Consider the following 15,446-nt stretch of genomic DNA (forward strand, 5'->3'; position numbering starts at 1 on the left):
CATGAAGGGACGTGTCGTCGTTCTGGGTGAACTGCGCGGGCTTGAAGCCGCCGCGCTGATGATTGACGGGGAGCTCGAGGATCTGATCGTCGATGCCTCCGCACATACACCGCTGCAGCCCGGCGCAATCTGCCGCGGCAAAGTGGGCCGACAGATGAAGGGCCAAGGCGGTGTCTTCGTCGACCTTCCTGCCGGTCAGCGCGGGTTCTTACGCGAAGTGAAGGGGCTTGCGCCCGGACAGCCGATCATTTGCATGGTCTCTGGCGGGGCGGAACCCGGCAAGGCCTTGCCTATCTCTTTGCGTGTCTTGTTCAAGTCGCGCTATGCGATTGTGACGCCCGGCGCGCCGGGGTTGAATATTTCGCGCCGGATCCGCGACGAGGATCTGCGCGAACGGCTGCAAGGACTGGCCGATGTGGTCATGGATGGCTCGGATATGGGGCTGATCGTGCGATCGGCGGCTGCAGGTGCCGATGACGGTGATTTAGCCGAAGACATCAATGCCATGCGCGAATTGGCCGAAGCGGTGTTGGCCGACACACAAGGCGCGCCAGAGCTGTTGGTTGATGTGCCTGGGCCACATGAAGAAGCATGGCGCGATTGGGCCGACCCGGAACCGGATGAGGTGATTACAGGGGATTTCGCCCAGCATGGTGTTCTGGATGAAGTCGAAAAACTTCTGACGCCGCGTGTCGCGCTGCAAGGTTCCGCACATATGTGGATCGAACCGACCCGCGCACTGATTGCGGTGGATGTGAACACCGGGGGAGACACCTCTCCGGCAGCGGCACTAAAGGCCAATATTGCTGCCGCACGCGCCCTACCCCGGCAATTGCGCCTGCGTGGCCTTGGCGGCCAGATCACGGTTGATTTCGCACCGATGCCGAAGAAAGACCGGCAAGCCCTGGAACAGCAATTGCGCCGCGCCATCAAAGGGGAGGCCGAGACGAACCTGTCCGGCTGGACACCTTTGGGCAATCACGAGATGCAACGCAAGCGCGACCGGATCACACTGGAGGTCTTGTTGTCTGGAGCAGGTGCGTGATGGCCTGTCCAATTTGCAACAAAGATCCCAACCCAGAGTATCGTCCGTTTTGCTCGCGTCGATGCGCCGATATCGACTTGGCCAAATGGCTGAACGGGTCCTATGTGATTCCGGGCGATTTGGCCGAGGAAGATGAACAGCTCTCTACAGATCTGCCGCTGGACGACAGGCCACATTAACAAGTTTTCCAACGGCTTGGCGGGCGAATTGAAGAAAGTCGAAAAAACTTCATAAACCCTCTGGACAGCCCCGCCGCCCTTGTCTAAACACCCCTCACCGAAGATAAGGCAACGCCAAATCTTCTCCGGTGCCCGAATAGCTCAGTTGGTAGAGCAGCGGATTGAAAATCCGCGTGTCGGTGGTTCGAGTCCGCCTTCGGGCACCATTTAAATACAAATCACCGTATAATATCGCGCAAAGCCATATTGTCTTTGATTTATACCCGCCCCTGCGTTGATCTGAACGGTTGCGATCTGCGGCAACGTCTGTGACGTCCCCTCCCCCGGTCGAAGCCTGCAAAATCAGTTCGCAGTCCCAAGATATCTCTTGAGGGGGCGCCTTTGACCTGCCACTGAACGTTCCTCCAGCCGCGACCTTAGCCCAATTATTTTTTACGCTATTTGGCGATTGCTGTGGTCAGGGTCCGCACGTAGTTGGCCGGGGCCTCGGAACCTAAGGCCGAATGCGGGCGTTCGGTGTCGTAGTCTTTGTCCCGCGCTTAGATCACGATGCGGGCATGGGTCAGGTTGCGAAACATGGTGTCGTTGAGCAGCGCTCCACGACACCGTTTTGCATAGGTTTACCGGCGCAATGTAATGCCATTCGGCCTGGCGGTCAGCATTGATATTTTTAAGCGTCGCGATGAGGTCCCGATCGGCGTCCCAGGCACGAAGCGTCGTCGACGCATGACGGACATGAACACGTTGAAAGACTTCCAACACTTGTTTCAGGCTATTGCCAGCGGTGGCAGCCAGTGAGGATCGAATTTGAGGCGACTAAAAACTACCACCGAAGGTTGGCGCATCTTCTCGCCCAAACCGGGGTCAAGCTGAAGTTAGCCTCGTCCGCCGGGCCCCCACCCGAACGCGGGGGATTACCGAGCCAGCGCGCCGCCGGCTTTAGAATTTGCCCAGCGAGCTGTGGAGAGACTCCAAATTACAGTCAAGGCGGCAAAATATGCCGCGATCCCGAAAGCGAACTGTAAGGTGGATGGACGCCCCAGCGTTCTGACTTATCAACTGATTATAATGATTATTTTTATGGTGCTGCCGGAGAGATTTGAACTCTCGACCTCTCCCTTACCAAGGGAGTGCTCTACCCCTGAGCTACGGCAGCATCTTGGTCAATTTGGCGCGGATGGTTTTCGCTGCCCCTTGGACCGTGGCGCGGATTTAGACGTATATGTCGCGCGGGGCAAGAGGAAAAACAGCATCTCTCGACAGAAAATTGCAATGACGTTACAGAAGGTGCCATGACAGAGAAAACCACCCCCCCAAGCGATGGCGCGAAGCCTGCCAAACCAAACCGTGAAGAACGGCTGCGTCAGGCCTTGCGCGCAAACTTGCAAAAGCGCAAATCACAGGCACGGGCACGTAAGGCAGCCCCTCAAGCGGATGGGCCGGAAAAGAAGGACGCTTAAATGGATCGCATTATCGTACGGGGCAACGGGCCCTTGTCAGGGCAAATCCCGATTGCCGGCGCAAAAAACGCCTGTCTTGCCCTGATGCCGGCGACGCTTTTATCAGAAGAACCGTTGACCCTGACCAACGCGCCGCGGCTGTCAGACATTCGTACAATGACCGAGCTGCTTGCGAGCCTTGGGGCTGAGGTCACGCAGCTGCAAGGCGGCAAAGTGTTGGCATCGGGCTGCCACGGCGAAATCAATCCGGTGGCCGACTATGAAATCGTGCGCAAGATGCGGGCGTCCAATCTGGTGCTTGGGCCGCTTTTGGCGCGTCTGGGCCATGCGGTCGTGTCGCTGCCCGGCGGCTGTGCGATTGGCGCGCGCCCGATGGACATCCATATTGAGGCGCTGGAGGCCCTTGGTGCACAGATTGAGCTGAAGGAAGGCTATCTTCACGCCAAAACCCAAGGCGGCCTAAAAGGGGCCGTTCACGAAATGCGCTTCGCTTCTGTCGGCGCGACCGAGAATTTCTTGATGGCCGCATCACTCGCCAAAGGCACATCGGTGCTGAAAAACGCCGCGCGTGAGCCCGAAATCGTGGATCTGGCCAATTGCCTGCGTGCGATGGGGGCGCAGATTTCCGGTGATGGCACCTCGACGATCGAAATTCAGGGCGTGGACCTTTTGCATGGGGCAACCCACCCTGTTGTGACAGACCGGATCGAATTGGGCACATATATGCTGGCCCCGGTGATCGCGGGCGGCGAGGTCGAATGCATTGGCGGTCGGATCGATCTGATCGCGGCCTTCTGTGAAAAGTTAGATCTGGCTGGGATTTCGGTAACCGAAACTGACAAAGGCCTAAAGGTGAAGAACCGCGGCGACCGCATCAAGGCTGTGGATGTTGTCACCGAACCCTTCCCCGGTTTTCCAACCGATTTGCAAGCCCAGCTTATGGCAGCGCTTTGCACCGCTGAAGGCACCTCGGTTTTGGAAGAGAAAATCTTTGAAAACCGCTTTATGCATGCACCGGAACTGATGCGTATGGGCGCCAATATTGAGGTCCACGGCGGGCATGCAACCGTGCATGGGGTTTCGAAGATGAAAGGTGCGCCCGTGATGGCCACCGATCTTCGGGCCTCTGTATCATTGATCCTTGCCGCGCTGGCCGCCGAGGGCGAAACCGAAGTCCGCCGCGTCTATCACCTGGATCGCGGCTATGAACGGCTGGTGCGCAAGCTCAGCGCAGTTGGCGCCGATATCGAACGTATCCACGAATAAACCTTCGACCTGCCCGGCCTTGTATCCGCCGGGCAGGTGCTTACCTTTGCTGCAAGACGACAGATGGAGTGCGGTAATGGATGCAAAATTTGAAGACGGTGCTGAACGTGCGCTTAGCTTGCGCGCGCAAACCACAGAGGATCTGCCGATCATCGCGGCGCTGGTGCAAGATGCCGTCTTACCGGTGACAGAAATCCTGTGGGATCGCAAAACCCGCCGCTTTGTGTCCTTGATCAACCGGTTCCGCTGGGAAGATAAGGACAATGCCGAAGCCGAAAACCGCCCGTTTGAACGTGTCCAAACATTGCTGACCATAAGCGATGTAACGGCCGTATGCAGTCAGGGTGTGGACCGCGCGGAGAAGGACGTTATCTTGTCCATCCTCAATATGGAGTGGCTACCGGGCGAAGATGGCACCGGTGATTTACTGCTGACCTTGGCGGGCGATGGAGCAATCCGTGTCAGCGCCGAAACCCTGTCGATAGATCTGCGCGATGTCACCCGCCCCTATAAGGCGGTATCGGGCAAGGCCCCGGCCCATCCCCTGTAGCCGGTGAACGGGCGCGTGCGTAGTGCGCGCTCTTGTCTCGCGCCCTATCCTTGTCTACACGGTTGCCCGATAAGGAGACCGATCATGCCGCATATCCTCAATAGTTCTGACGCTGATTTTCAAACCCGCCTTACCGCAGTTTTGGGTATGAAACGCGAAGACAGCCCGGATGTGGATACGGCTGTGGCCGATATCATCGCAGATGTCCGCGCGCGCGGGGATGCCGCCGTGATCGAGCTGACATCAAAATTCGACAAGCTGGATCTGACACCCGACACATTGGCCTTTTCAGACCAGGAGATCGCGCAGCAAATTGCACGTGTGCCCGCCGCCGAACGGGCCGCGTTGGAATTGGCGGCAGAGCGGATCCGCGGCTATCACGCACGTCAAATCCCCGAAGATGCGCTGTGGGAAGAAGATAGTGGCGCAAAGCTGGGCTGGCGATTCACCCCGGTCTCTGCCGCAGGGCTTTATGTGCCCGGCGGGCTTGCCAGCTATCCGTCATCGGTGCTGATGAATGCGATCCCAGCCAAGGTTGCGGGTGTGCAACGGCTGGCCGTGGTGTGTCCAACCCCGAATGGCAAGGTCAATCCGCTGGTTCTGCTGGCATGTCAAATCGCCGGCGTGGATGAAATTTATCGCATCGGCGGCGCGCAGGCTGTAGCCGCATTGGCCTATGGAACGGATACGATCGCCCCGGTCGATAAGATCACCGGCCCGGGCAATGCGTTTGTCGCCGCCGCCAAACGCCGTGTCTTTGGTAAGGTCGGCATTGATATGATCGCCGGCCCGTCAGAGATTTTGGTGATTGCCGATGCGCAAAATGATCCCGATTGGATCGCGCTGGATCTGTTAAGCCAGGCCGAGCATGACGAATCCGCCCAATCCATCCTGATCACCCCTGATGCGGCCTTTGCCGATAAGGTCATTGCCGCAGTAGAGGCTCGGTTGGAAACGTTAGAACGCCGCACGATTGCCGGGGCAAGCTGGCGTGATTTTGGCACCGTCATCCTATGCCGTGATCTGGATGAGGCCGCCGAAATTTCCAACCAGTTTGCGCCAGAGCATCTTGAACTTTGCGTGGCCGACCCCGATGCGCTAAGCGCCAAGATCACCCATGCGGGGGCAATCTTCCTTGGCGCATGGACGCCGGAGGCGATTGGCGATTACATCGGCGGGCCTAACCATGTGTTGCCCACGGCGCGCTCTGCGCGCTTCTCTTCTGGGCTGTCAGTTTTGGATTTCGTCAAACGCACGACATTGGCGTCGATGACGCCGGAGGCATTGCGCCAAATCGGTCCAGCCGCCGCACAATTGGCACAATCTGAAAGCCTTGAGGCACATGGGCTGTCTGTGCGTGCCCGTCTGGATGCGCTGAATCGGTGATACAACGCATGGTGTCGACAGTCGCCATTTGGCGCATATGTGCCAGATGACGGCTGTAACTGCGGCATCTGCCGCATTCACACATCGCATTTATTGAAACCTGTTCACAATTTCCGCTTTGGGTCAGCAAATTCTTGCCAGCCCGGCCTGAGCATGGGTAATATCAGGTAACACGAACACCGAAACCTCCCCCAAAAGCGGCCTTGGCCGGGGGAATTACCTATGCGCGATGGCGATGAAAGGACCAGACATGCCCCTGCCCGGCCTCTCACGCGTGATCAGTACGGTCACACTGCTGCTATCCGCCCTCAGCCCAGCCTATGCGAGCGAGAGCATCGCAACCGCGGCCCAAAACGCCGCCACACTCGCGCGGTTTGAAAAAATGCGCCATCAGCGGCAGATCACTCAGCAACCTGATCTGATCCGCCTGGCCTTTGGGTCCGATCAATCGCATTTTGACGCGGCCGTGAATGACAGCAGCGGCACGGTTGATTTCGGCACCCGCCCGGGCAAGCCAGTGTGGTCGGTGCTGACCACACATTGGGCGCGCAGCGACACAACCAGCACACGCTATGCCTTTGCCGCAGCCGGACGCCATGTGCCGATGGGCAAACATTGGAAAGGCGGCGCGATGGTGCAGATTGAACATGCGTTGCGTGATGTCAGCCCATCCCAGACCCAGGGCGATGGGTGGATGTTGGGACCCTATCTGGTGGGGCAAATCCCGGGGACAGAGCTGTCTTGGTCAATGCAGGCCCTCACAGGGCAGGGCCGTGTTGCGACCTCTCCCTTGGGGCAGCAAGCCACCCGTGCAACATCCAATCGGACCTTTGTGCGAGGCAGGATCGAAGGTTCGCTGGAGCTGGGCGCGCTGGAACTGACGCCGAATATTCTGGCACTACAGGTTTCAGGGCGCACACCCAAAATGCGCAACCGCGCCGGGGCCATCATTCCCGCGCAACGCGTGCAGATCTCTCAACTCAGCGCGGGGCTGGATTTTGATCGCTCCGTCCCTGTCCGGGCTTTGGGTGCCATCACTGTCAAAGGCGGGCTGTCCCTGAATGCGCAGCGCAGTCAAGGCACGGCTTTGGCGGCGACAATCATGCCCCGCTCCGACGGGTATAGCTCGCGCTTTGAAATCGGGCTGGATTATGAGGATGACACGTTTGGCATCTTACGCACCGAGCTGGGCATTGACGGCGCCGAAGGCGCACCGCTGGACACTGTCGGGCTGAGCCTTAGCTGGGAATATCAGCTGTAGCGATCAGCGCAGCGCCACAAGATGATTGTCCCATGCCAGATCGGCGCGTGACAATGGCGTCAGGCCCCCATCGCGCAAATGGGCCACCAGCCCCTGCCCATCCGTGGCGACGAACCCGCCGCCAAGGCCCGCAGGCGCCGTTCCAAGCCCGCAGACATCCGCCCGGCGCACAGACCATACCGGGCTGCCGGTATCTTCAAACACCTGCACCAAACCGCCCCGCGGCGAGGTGATGCCGATCTGCGCCCCCCCTGCCGCAAAAGCCACCGAACCGGCGTAGCCTTTCATCGCATAGTCTTCGCCCGGTCTGGAATGGCACAGCGTCACGCCCTGCCCCATCCGATGCAACCCCAGCAATGGCACAGATTGCGACAGATCCCCCTGCCATTGCATGCAAAAGGCCACCAACCCATCCGATCGCAGCGCCAGATGCCGGATCGAATTTTGCGATAGCTCTGGCAGCTCGACCATATCCAGCACCGCACCATCGGCAGAAAGATAGCTAAGGTTAGGCCGCATCACATCAAGGTTCAGGGGTGTGCGGTCTTGCGGGTCAGTCTGAATACCGCCATTCGCCACCACAAGGGTTTCCGATCCCGGCAGGCGGTGAATTTCATGCGGGCCGACGCCGTTCGACGTGATCTCGGCGATACGGCGATAGCCGCGCGCCGCATCCCACAGACCAATGCGCCCGGCAGAGCCTTGCGCGACCACCTCAGAGGTATAAAGCACCCGGCCATCGCCGGAGAACGCGCCATGCCCATTGAACTGTCGTCCCATCGGCGGGGTCAGGCGGGCGGTCACGGCCCCGCTGACGCAATCTATGACCAACGCGAATGTGCCAGGGCGGCGGGCAAAGGCCACGGCCTCTGGTCGCATAGGATGGGCCGTGGCCGCATGCCCGCGTGCGGGTAGCGGTTGTTGGAACAGCCGCTCACCGCTAGCCGACAGCCCCCAGATGGAAAAGGCACCATCCGCCGCTTTGGCAGCCGCCAGATACGCCGGGCTGCCGACATCGGCCCAGGTGGCACGGGGCACCGCACCAACCGCAGCCAAAGATGCCAAAAATGCGCGTCGTTTCATCGCTTAATCCCCATCGGCGGCATTGAAACCGGTGGTCACACCCAACACTGCGCCCAGCTCCACCTCAACATTTTCAACGATCGCTTGGATCTGTTGTTGAATAATCTCCACACGCAGCCGCGCCATCGGGTCTGCGACCGAGGCGAAGACCGGATCATCAAAATCGTCGATCAGATCAAAGCTGCGGGCAAAAGCGGCTTCGGTATCGGGGATTGCGCCCAGGCCCTGCGCCAGTGACTGCGCATAGGCGTGCAGTGCCTGCATCGACAGCCGCAGATTGTGCAGGCTGCGCCCGGTCTCGATCAGCTCGGCGCGTTCGGGGCGTGGATGGTCAAACGTCCCCAAGGGACGGCCCAGCCGTGCAGTCGCATTGAATTCCAACCCCGACACCAATTGTGTGAACAACGCCTGCCGCGCCTCTGAACTGTCCAGATACAGCGTATTGCCACCGGTCCCCGGCGCCAGCAGCATCTGGTCGAACCCATCGACCCACGCGGCAGATATATCACCCGCCATATCCGCCAGATCCGTCGCGATTGCACGCCGCAAATCGCACGCATAGGTGCCGTCATCGGCCATATCCCCATGCAGCAACGTGTCCAGCGCGAAAAGCCCGCGCACCGCGACAGAGCCTGCACTGATCCCCTCTGGTGTCAGGAATTGCGGATCGTGCCCGGACAACAGTGTACGCAGCTGACGCCGGCCAATTGCCTTTGGGTCAGGCCAAAATGAGATCGCCAACGCACGGCCGTTTTCTTCAACCGGGCCCAAACGCACGTGCTGCACCCCCAACCATGCGTCAAAGGCTGCATCCCAAGGGGCGCGCATCGCTGCGACTGTACAATCCTCTTGCGCCGTGCGTGCCAGATCGACGGTGGCATCGGCAAAGGCCGCATATCCGGGTTCAATCTGTTTATGGATCACCTCTGGCACATCGGCTTGGGCAGGCAGCCCAAGAACCAAGGGCAACAGGCATAGGGGCAAGCGGGCAGCATAACGCATTACAGGCTCTCCAGAAAACGGATCAAATCATCGCGCATGGCGGGGGACATTTCGGCGACCTTATCACGGGCTTGGGTGGCCTCGCCACCATGCCATAATATGGCCTCTAACAGGGTGCGGGCACGGCCGTCATGCAAATATGTGGCGGGCTGTCCAGTGTTGGCTTGGGTCAGGCCAATGCCCCATAGCGGTGCGGTGCGCCATTCCGCACCGCTGGCCAGCCCTTCTGTACGCCCATCCGCAAGGCCCGGCCCCATATCGTGCAGCAACATGTCGGTATAGGGCCAGATCAATTGGAAACTCGTCGCGGCCACATCGCCGCGTGCTGTCACATATTTTGGGGTATGGCATGCGGTACATCCCGCACCGTAAAACGCCGCCTTACCCCGCAGCACCTGCGGATCAGCCACATCGCGCCGCGCAGGCACCGCCAAAGACCGCGCATAAAGCGCCACCAGATCAAGCGTGGACGCTGACACCTCATGCCCGTCGCGCAGGCCCGCATCTTCGCCATTGGGCAGCGCAAGGCAGGCCGGCTGGGCCAAGGTGCAATCACCCTGTGGAAAGGGGGCTGCGGGGCTGGACAGGCCCATATCCGTGACAAATGCCGCAGCCGCCATATCCCGCAGGCTGGCCGCGTCCGCCTTATGACCAAACCGGCCCAACATCGCGCGCCCCGCACTGGGCGACCATGCCAATTGCGCCCGCCCGGACACGCCATCATCGTCGGTATCATCGGGATCGGCACGGACGGTGATCTGTGCGGCGGGCACCGCCTGTAACAGCCCTAGGCCGATCAACTGTGGCGCAACCCGCAGACTGGTCACACTGTCAGGGGCGAGCCTGTCAGGCCGCTGTACGAGAGGTCTGCGCAGTAACACGGTCGCCCCATTGATCCCAACGTCATGTTCCACCCATGACAGTTGCAGTGCCCCTTCAGGCATCAAGCTGGGCAAAGCACGGTCTTGCAACTGGAGGCCCAGTTGCGGATCCGGGGCAACGGGATGGAAACCGGGCTGATCGGCCAGCGGATGCCCCACGCCCCGCCCCGCGCCAGACAGTTTTAGCACCATGCCCGAAAGCTGCCCCGGGACAGCAGGTGGTGCACCACGTGCATCGGCAGGATGACAATTGGCACAGGCCCGTGCATTGAACAGCGGCCCAAGCCCGTCTGACCCGCGCGTTGAAGACGGCGATGGTACCCACAGCTTATCAAACAATGCCTCGCCCAGCCGAAAATCCAGCGTGTCATCCAGCCCGGTCAAGGGCTGGGAAAAGGCGGTGCCGCGCGATGTGCCAGCCCCTGCCGGTCTGGCCTCAAACCGTTCTGCAGCCGTAAAGGTCTGGGCGGGCCGGATCACGTCTTGTACGCGGGGCTGATCGGCCGGGTTATGCGCTGGCGGTGGCAAAACCTGCGCCGTTACAGGCAGGGCCACAGCCGTCACCGCAAGAAGAACCCCAAAGCGCATCATCACCGCCAAATGCCGCAGCCACAGCCCAAAGGCAATCCCAAAGAAAGCGCCCCCGCAGAGATCCGCAGGGGCACAATGTAGAGGCAAAAACAGTAAGTCCTGCCGATCTTATTGGAAGACCGCGTCCGGGTCATCCAAGCTGTCGGAGCCTTCGATTTCGACCTCGGTGCCCAGAACGGCAACCGCACGTTCAATGGTCCGCGTCTGCGCCACAAGCGCATCAACAACGCCGTTGATCAGCGCGGCACCTTCGTCATTGCCCATCGCCAGCATCTGGTCATAGGCCATACCGTTTTCCGCCGCCGCTTTCAGCGCATCGGCTGCCTTAACCGAAGCCTGCAGATCCGAGGTCAGCTGCGCGTCAATCGCCTCGTCTTGTGCTGCGACCAGATCCGACAAGGATGGGCCTTCGACGGTGGAACCATCTACACGCGCATAGCTACCGGTATAGACATTCTGGATGCCGACAGTGTCGTAGTAATGCGAGATATGCGTCATATCCGAGAAGCAATCATGCTCTTCTTCCGGGTCATGCAGCATCAGGCCAAGCTTGATCCGCTCACCCGCCAACTCACCATAGGACAGCGACCCCATGCCGGTCAGGATGGCGGTAATACCTGCTGCCGGATCGGCCAGAAGGGTCTTGCGCGCCTCGCCGTCTTGCGTCCAATTCGCAACCATCTCTTCAAGGTCCGCGACAAGCAGATCTGTCGCAGCTGTCAGATACTGACCGCGGCGGTCACAATGGCCATTGGTGCAACCCTCACCCGACAGGTAATCGGTATAGGACCGTTCGCCCGCGCCAGCATCGGTGCCATTCAGATCCTGCCCCCACAGCAGGAATTCAATCGCGTGATAGCCGGTCGCCACGTTGGATTCGATGCCTTCAGCCTCTTGCAACGTGCCCGACAGCAGCTCTGGCGTGATGGTAGAAGCATCAATGGTTTCGCCGCCAACCGTGATCGAGGCATTGGCCACCACATTAAGCAAGGCAAGGTCGTTTTCTTCGTTCACGGCCGCAGAATCCATATCGACATAGTCGATCAAACCTTCGTCCAGCGGCCAGGCATTCACGCGACCTTCCCAATCGTCCACAATCGCATTGCCAAAACGGAAAGCTTCGGTTTGCTGATACGGGGCGCGGGCGGCAATCCATGCCGATTTTGCTGCCGCTTGGGTGTCTGCCGTGGGATTGGCCACAAAGGCGTCAATCGCGGTTTTCAACGCCTGGGCAGTGGTCAAGCTGTCGTCATAGCCCGCATGTGCGATATTGGCGTAATTTTCCAACACATCCGCATTTGAAGGGGCATCGGCCAAAACAGCCAAAGGCGCGACAGTCAGGGCGGTTCCGGCCAAAAGGGCGGTCATCATCCGGGTCATGGTGTCCTCAGGTCTTAGATTTCTGTTATTGGGTAACTGACGCAAATAGTCGAAAAAGTAAACTTGATTTTTTTTATAAGGTATTTGGGCAGCTCTGGTCCGGCGCGGTCATCACCGCTTATTTCAGGCCCATATCCTGGGCTGTGTCTGGGGGGGGAAGGAGCTGCGGCAGCACAGGTGGGGCTTCCACGGTCATCTTATCAGCGTATAGGGTGGCGCAGCCCGCCCCGCCCTCCCCCGTGCGAGCATAGTAAAAAGCCGCCCTGAAACAGGACGGCTTTTAAATCTGTCAAAGTCAGGGAAGATCTTACTTGATCTTGCCTTCTTTGTATTCGACGTGCTTACGGACAACCGGATCGTATTTGTTCACGGTCATCTTTTCAGTCATGGTGCGGGCATTCTTCTTGGTCACATAGAAGTGCCCGGTGCCCGCCGTCGAGTTCAGACGGATCTTGATCGTCGTCGGCTTCGCCATTTTATAACTCCTCAGCTGAGTGATCGGCGCGTCTGCCTGATCACCCCGAAATCCTTGAATGCCGCCTTTTAGCTAGACAGGGGGTGGAGTCAACAGAGAATCCGAATATGCGGCGTTTTTTGTTCCAAAACACGACATATTTTTCGCCTGCACAGGTCAGGTGATCGGCTTGCCCATGGATTTATGGATCTGAAGGACTTTTTCCGCCTCCAGCCCGATTGCTGCGGCGAGGTTGGCAAGATAACTCCGCTCTGCTTCGGTATCGACGGAAATCACCATCAACGCGGCAGAATAGACCTGCGCCTTGGCGCTTTGCGCAACCTGCCCTGCCAAGGCTGCGACATCTACGGGCGCATCCAGCTGTGCCTCGACGAAGGCGATCTCTTCGTCAGAGGCATCGCCCAGATGATCCAAAATTTGCGCACGTTCTTGCGCGTCAATGCTGCCATCGGCTTTGGCAGCCTGAATCATCGCCGTAATCATCAGCCGCGCATGGTCTTCGGCCATCGTACTGGCGGGTGTGCCCTTGGTTAGGGTCGTGACCATGTCCGACAGGCCCGCCGCGCCGGTTGTCGCGGCTGCCGTCATCGCTGACATCATTGCGCCAAGGCCTGCTTCGGCGGCGGCACCCGATGATTTGCTTTGCGCGCTAACCTTATCAAACATGTCGCGCAGACCGGTTTGCATATCCGCCATACCGAAGGATTGCGCCATGCTGGTCATCTGTGACGACATCTGATCCGCCATCGCCCCCGCTCCCGGCAGCGCCTCGGCCAATTTTGATTTCATCCCGTCGATACCGCCGAGCGTTTTGAATTTTTCCGTACCTTTGATGGCGGCGATGCCGACCGACAGCGTGGCCAGTATTTTGACAAAGCTCATCGTAGTCCCCCCTTTGGTTTTGCCAATCCTCAAGGGGTAAACTGGCCTGAAAACCGCGATCCGCCTAGCGTTTTTTGCCAAATGACGTATCGGCAGCGGGAAACGAAGATGCGCGGACGGCCTATAAGCCGGATTTTGTCCAAGGGGCTGCCCCCTTTGGATGACCATTCCTCTGGCCCTACAGTTGCCTGTAGGGTCTAGCTGCCAACCCGGACCGCTCGGGGCGAAGTTCCCCTGCTATGTGGTTGCCCACAAGCACGCGATCCCTATTCGGCGTTGCTCCCGGTGGGGCTTGCCGTGCCGGTCCTGTTGCCAGTCCCGCGGTGGGCTCTTACCCCACCGTTTCACCCTGACCCGCGTGTGTGTGACGGCCAACGGGCCATCCACGGGGCGGTTTGTTTTCTGTGGCGCTTTCCCTGGGGTTGCCCCCGCCGGGCGTTACCCGGCACCGTTACTTCATGGAGTCCGGACTTTCCTCGGTGATCCGGCTATCTGCTTTGAGGCAGAGCTACGGGGCACCGCGGTCATCCAGCCATCCGCGCAAGACAGCGCCATACGCAGGTCATCTGGTCGGGTCAAGCCCTTTAGCGTAGTCGCGGCTGACAGTGCGGAGTTTTGGATATTTAGAGCAAGATGAAAGCTATAGATCGCCAGGATGATCCGACCCGTATCGCGTGGCCAGATCGGTGATAATCGCCATATCACATCTGTCCAGCGGTCCATCATGACCCTGGCGAAAACGTAGACGCATTGCGGTGAGTAGATCAGCCGCTGTTGCATCGGGGTAGCCGAAGCGGCGCGCGAGAGTGTAGAAATGCGCGGCATCTGACGGACCGCAATAGCGGGTGATCCGGGGTTGAATGCTGAGGCCCTGGCGGGCGAGCCGGGCCCAGTCAAAGCGCGGGCCGGGATCGGATTTGCGGTCAGGGGCCATATCGGAATGGCCGATAATCTGATCGGGGCGGATGTTCCAGCGCGCCATCAGCGCGCGCAAGAGCTGCTCTAGTGCTGTCATTTGTGCCGCCGGAAACGGGTGGGTGCCCCGGTTGTCGAGTTCGATCCCGATCGAGCGCGAGTTGATGTCGTTTTGACCGCGCCATGCCCCGACGCCGGCATGCCACGCGCGCGCGGCCTCATCCACGAGCGGGTGGGAACTGCCGTCAGCACCGATGAGCCAATGAGCCGAGACTTCGGCCTGTGGGTCGCATAGCCGGTCATACGCATCTTGAAAGCTACGCATAGCGGTGTAGTGCAGCACGATTAATGTTGGGGTCAGCCCATTGCGCCGCACAGTGAAATTCGGCGAAGGATAGGCCACTGTTTAGTTTCCGCGTGCGTTTTGAAATGCGCTGGGATCCCAGCCACAGGCAAAGCCATCGCCGTCAGGGTCCAAATTGCCCGGATCACGTTCAGGGCCGCCGCGATCCAAGAAAGCGATCTGCGCCAGATCGGGCGCGACATATTTTGCGCAGGCGCGCGCTGTTGAGGTCAATTTGATCCCACCACGACGATAGACCGATTGGCCGGGCTGGTTGTTGACAGACAGTGCATAGGCCGCAAGATTTGGCCCTGCCTGACCGACGACCTGAGATTGAACATCGAGCTGAGGCAGCGCAGTAGAGGATGCTGCAGGCGGCACTGAAGGTGATGGTTGCACCGTGATCGGCTCTGCCGCCGTGGCATTCAATGCGGCCAATGTATCGGCGCCCAATTGTTGCGCGTCATTCATCGGCTGTGTGGGTGCAACCGAGCCAATTTGCGCTGGGTCAGCAACCGATGCCCCATAGCCCGCGCCCCCATAGGCCGGACCATGTGTAGCATCCAGCGGTGCACCGGTTGGCGTTACGGCTGGAGGCGTTTGCTGACCGCGCAGCTCTGCTTCGCGCGCGGCCAGATATTCCTCATAGCTGCCGAAGCCTACACCTGCGCCGGAATTGGGCACGCTGGGCTGGCAAGCCGCCAGCAGCACCATAGGCAGGGCACAGATGAGGATCCGCATAGGTTT

General features: G+C 59.5%; 16 protein-coding genes, 2 tRNA genes, 1 other RNA gene and 1 pseudogene. 9 read left to right on the top strand and 11 right to left on the bottom strand.

Annotation, left to right across the window (positions count from 1 at the left end):
• Position 1: 1 nt before the first annotated feature.
• The 3 genes from BFP70_RS03450 (at position 2) to BFP70_RS03460 (ending at position 1,430) form a co-directional block, all read left to right on the top strand.
• Positions 2 to 1,045 (top strand): ribonuclease E/G, encoded by a 1,044-nt coding sequence (locus BFP70_RS03450; protein WP_066009971.1) that lies wholly within the window; start codon positions 2 to 4, stop codon positions 1,043 to 1,045.
• Positions 1,045 to 1,224, top strand: coding sequence for a DNA gyrase inhibitor YacG (locus BFP70_RS03455; protein WP_066009972.1), 180 nt, complete (start codon positions 1,045 to 1,047; stop codon positions 1,222 to 1,224). Before BFP70_RS03450 ends, BFP70_RS03455 begins: the two co-directional genes overlap by 1 nt.
• 130 nt (positions 1,225 to 1,354) lie before the next feature.
• Positions 1,355 to 1,430 (top strand) — tRNA-Phe (locus BFP70_RS03460).
• A 234-nt stretch (positions 1,431 to 1,664) separates the two neighbouring features.
• Here the strand turns inward: BFP70_RS03460 and BFP70_RS21305 are convergent.
• Positions 1,665 to 1,884, bottom strand: a pseudogene (locus BFP70_RS21305) (transposase); the annotation flags it as partial.
• Between BFP70_RS21305 and BFP70_RS20935 the strand changes: the two are divergent.
• Positions 1,861 to 2,022 (top strand): hypothetical protein, encoded by a 162-nt coding sequence (locus BFP70_RS20935; protein ID WP_176715482.1) that lies wholly within the window; start codon positions 1,861 to 1,863, stop codon positions 2,020 to 2,022. The pseudogene BFP70_RS21305 and the gene BFP70_RS20935 overlap by 24 nt on opposite strands.
• Before the next feature lie 283 nt (positions 2,023 to 2,305).
• Here the strand turns inward: BFP70_RS20935 and BFP70_RS03465 are convergent.
• A tRNA-Thr gene (locus tag BFP70_RS03465) sits at positions 2,306 to 2,380 on the bottom strand.
• Positions 2,381 to 2,516: 136 nt separating this feature from the next.
• Here BFP70_RS03465 and BFP70_RS20940 point away from each other — a divergent pair.
• From BFP70_RS20940 to BFP70_RS03485, 5 genes are all read left to right on the top strand, one after another.
• Positions 2,517 to 2,684 (top strand): hypothetical protein, encoded by a 168-nt coding sequence (locus tag BFP70_RS20940; RefSeq protein WP_176715483.1) that lies wholly within the window; start codon positions 2,517 to 2,519, stop codon positions 2,682 to 2,684.
• The gene (gene murA, locus BFP70_RS03470; RefSeq protein WP_066009973.1) at positions 2,685 to 3,950 is read left to right on the top strand and encodes a UDP-N-acetylglucosamine 1-carboxyvinyltransferase; all 1,266 of its coding nucleotides are present in this window, start codon (positions 2,685 to 2,687) and stop codon (positions 3,948 to 3,950) included.
• A 76-nt stretch (positions 3,951 to 4,026) separates the two neighbouring features.
• Complete coding sequence (locus BFP70_RS03475; protein WP_066009974.1) at positions 4,027 to 4,500, top strand: DUF2948 family protein; 474 nt, start codon at positions 4,027 to 4,029, stop codon at positions 4,498 to 4,500.
• Between the two features lie 84 nt (positions 4,501 to 4,584).
• Positions 4,585 to 5,886, top strand: coding sequence for a histidinol dehydrogenase (hisD, locus tag BFP70_RS03480; RefSeq protein ID WP_066009975.1), 1,302 nt, complete (start codon positions 4,585 to 4,587; stop codon positions 5,884 to 5,886).
• Between the two features lie 250 nt (positions 5,887 to 6,136).
• Entirely contained in the window at positions 6,137 to 7,147 is a 1,011-nt protein-coding gene (locus BFP70_RS03485; protein WP_066009976.1) for an autotransporter domain-containing protein, read from the top strand.
• Positions 7,148 to 7,150: 3 nt separating this feature from the next.
• On the opposite strand, the gene BFP70_RS03490 is transcribed toward BFP70_RS03485, so the two are convergent.
• The 9 genes from BFP70_RS03490 to BFP70_RS03530 form a co-directional block, all read right to left on the bottom strand.
• Positions 7,151 to 8,230: a DUF1513 domain-containing protein gene (locus tag BFP70_RS03490; protein ID WP_066009977.1), complete on the bottom strand. Its 1,080-nt coding sequence runs from the start codon at positions 8,228 to 8,230 to the stop codon at positions 7,151 to 7,153.
• Between the two features lie 3 nt (positions 8,231 to 8,233).
• Positions 8,234 to 9,232, bottom strand: a complete 999-nt coding sequence (locus BFP70_RS03495; protein WP_066009978.1) for an imelysin family protein — start codon at positions 9,230 to 9,232, stop codon at positions 8,234 to 8,236.
• Complete coding sequence (locus tag BFP70_RS03500) at positions 9,232 to 10,704, bottom strand: di-heme oxidoredictase family protein (protein ID WP_066010106.1); 1,473 nt, start codon at positions 10,702 to 10,704, stop codon at positions 9,232 to 9,234. The genes BFP70_RS03495 and BFP70_RS03500 overlap by 1 nt, the downstream gene beginning before the upstream one ends.
• A gap of 108 nt (positions 10,705 to 10,812) precedes the next feature.
• A complete protein-coding gene (locus BFP70_RS03505) occupies positions 10,813 to 12,084 on the bottom strand; it encodes an imelysin family protein (RefSeq protein ID WP_176715484.1) in 1,272 nt (423 codons plus the stop codon).
• A gap of 307 nt (positions 12,085 to 12,391) precedes the next feature.
• Positions 12,392 to 12,559, bottom strand: coding sequence for a 50S ribosomal protein L33 (gene rpmG / locus BFP70_RS03510; RefSeq protein WP_011750518.1), 168 nt, complete (start codon positions 12,557 to 12,559; stop codon positions 12,392 to 12,394).
• A gap of 156 nt (positions 12,560 to 12,715) precedes the next feature.
• On the bottom strand, positions 12,716 to 13,441 hold the full coding sequence (locus tag BFP70_RS03515) for a DUF533 domain-containing protein (RefSeq protein ID WP_066009979.1): 726 nt from the start codon (positions 13,439 to 13,441) through the stop codon (positions 12,716 to 12,718).
• Between the two features lie 108 nt (positions 13,442 to 13,549).
• Positions 13,550 to 13,981, bottom strand: an RNA gene (rnpB, locus tag BFP70_RS03520) — RNase P RNA component class A.
• 100 nt (positions 13,982 to 14,081) lie between these two features.
• Positions 14,082 to 14,759 (bottom strand): N-acetylmuramoyl-L-alanine amidase, encoded by a 678-nt coding sequence (locus tag BFP70_RS03525; protein ID WP_066009980.1) that lies wholly within the window; start codon positions 14,757 to 14,759, stop codon positions 14,082 to 14,084.
• Between the two features lie 3 nt (positions 14,760 to 14,762).
• Complete coding sequence (locus BFP70_RS03530; RefSeq protein WP_066009981.1) at positions 14,763 to 15,440, bottom strand: hypothetical protein; 678 nt, start codon at positions 15,438 to 15,440, stop codon at positions 14,763 to 14,765.
• Between the last annotated feature and the right edge of the window lie 6 nt (positions 15,441 to 15,446).

The organism is Thioclava sp. SK-1 (genome assembly GCF_001705665.1).
GTDB lineage: Bacteria > Pseudomonadota > Alphaproteobacteria > Rhodobacterales > Rhodobacteraceae > Thioclava.

Excerpts from the sequence above, each read along its gene's own strand:
- BFP70_RS03450 (WP_066009971.1), top strand. The coding sequence starts at position 2 with ATGAAGGGACGTGTCGTCGTTCTGGGTGAACTGCGCGGGCTTGAAGCC.
- BFP70_RS03455 (WP_066009972.1), top strand. The coding sequence starts at position 1,045 with ATGGCCTGTCCAATTTGCAACAAAGATCCCAACCCAGAGTATCGTCCG.
- BFP70_RS20935 (WP_176715482.1), top strand. The coding sequence starts at position 1,861 with ATGCCATTCGGCCTGGCGGTCAGCATTGATATTTTTAAGCGTCGCGAT.
- BFP70_RS20940 (WP_176715483.1), top strand. The coding sequence starts at position 2,517 with ATGACAGAGAAAACCACCCCCCCAAGCGATGGCGCGAAGCCTGCCAAA.
- murA (WP_066009973.1), top strand. The coding sequence starts at position 2,685 with ATGGATCGCATTATCGTACGGGGCAACGGGCCCTTGTCAGGGCAAATC.
- BFP70_RS03475 (WP_066009974.1), top strand. The coding sequence starts at position 4,027 with ATGGATGCAAAATTTGAAGACGGTGCTGAACGTGCGCTTAGCTTGCGC.
- hisD (WP_066009975.1), top strand. The coding sequence starts at position 4,585 with ATGCCGCATATCCTCAATAGTTCTGACGCTGATTTTCAAACCCGCCTT.
- BFP70_RS03485 (WP_066009976.1), top strand. The coding sequence starts at position 6,137 with ATGCCCCTGCCCGGCCTCTCACGCGTGATCAGTACGGTCACACTGCTG.
- BFP70_RS03490 (WP_066009977.1), bottom strand. The coding sequence starts at position 8,230 with ATGAAACGACGCGCATTTTTGGCATCTTTGGCTGCGGTTGGTGCGGTG.
- BFP70_RS03495 (WP_066009978.1), bottom strand. The coding sequence starts at position 9,232 with ATGCGTTATGCTGCCCGCTTGCCCCTATGCCTGTTGCCCTTGGTTCTT.
- BFP70_RS03500 (WP_066010106.1), bottom strand. The coding sequence starts at position 10,704 with ATGATGCGCTTTGGGGTTCTTCTTGCGGTGACGGCTGTGGCCCTGCCT.
- BFP70_RS03505 (WP_176715484.1), bottom strand. The coding sequence starts at position 12,084 with ATGACCCGGATGATGACCGCCCTTTTGGCCGGAACCGCCCTGACTGTC.
- rpmG (WP_011750518.1), bottom strand. The coding sequence starts at position 12,559 with ATGGCGAAGCCGACGACGATCAAGATCCGTCTGAACTCGACGGCGGGC.
- BFP70_RS03515 (WP_066009979.1), bottom strand. The coding sequence starts at position 13,441 with ATGAGCTTTGTCAAAATACTGGCCACGCTGTCGGTCGGCATCGCCGCC.
- BFP70_RS03530 (WP_066009981.1), bottom strand. The coding sequence starts at position 15,440 with ATGCGGATCCTCATCTGTGCCCTGCCTATGGTGCTGCTGGCGGCTTGC.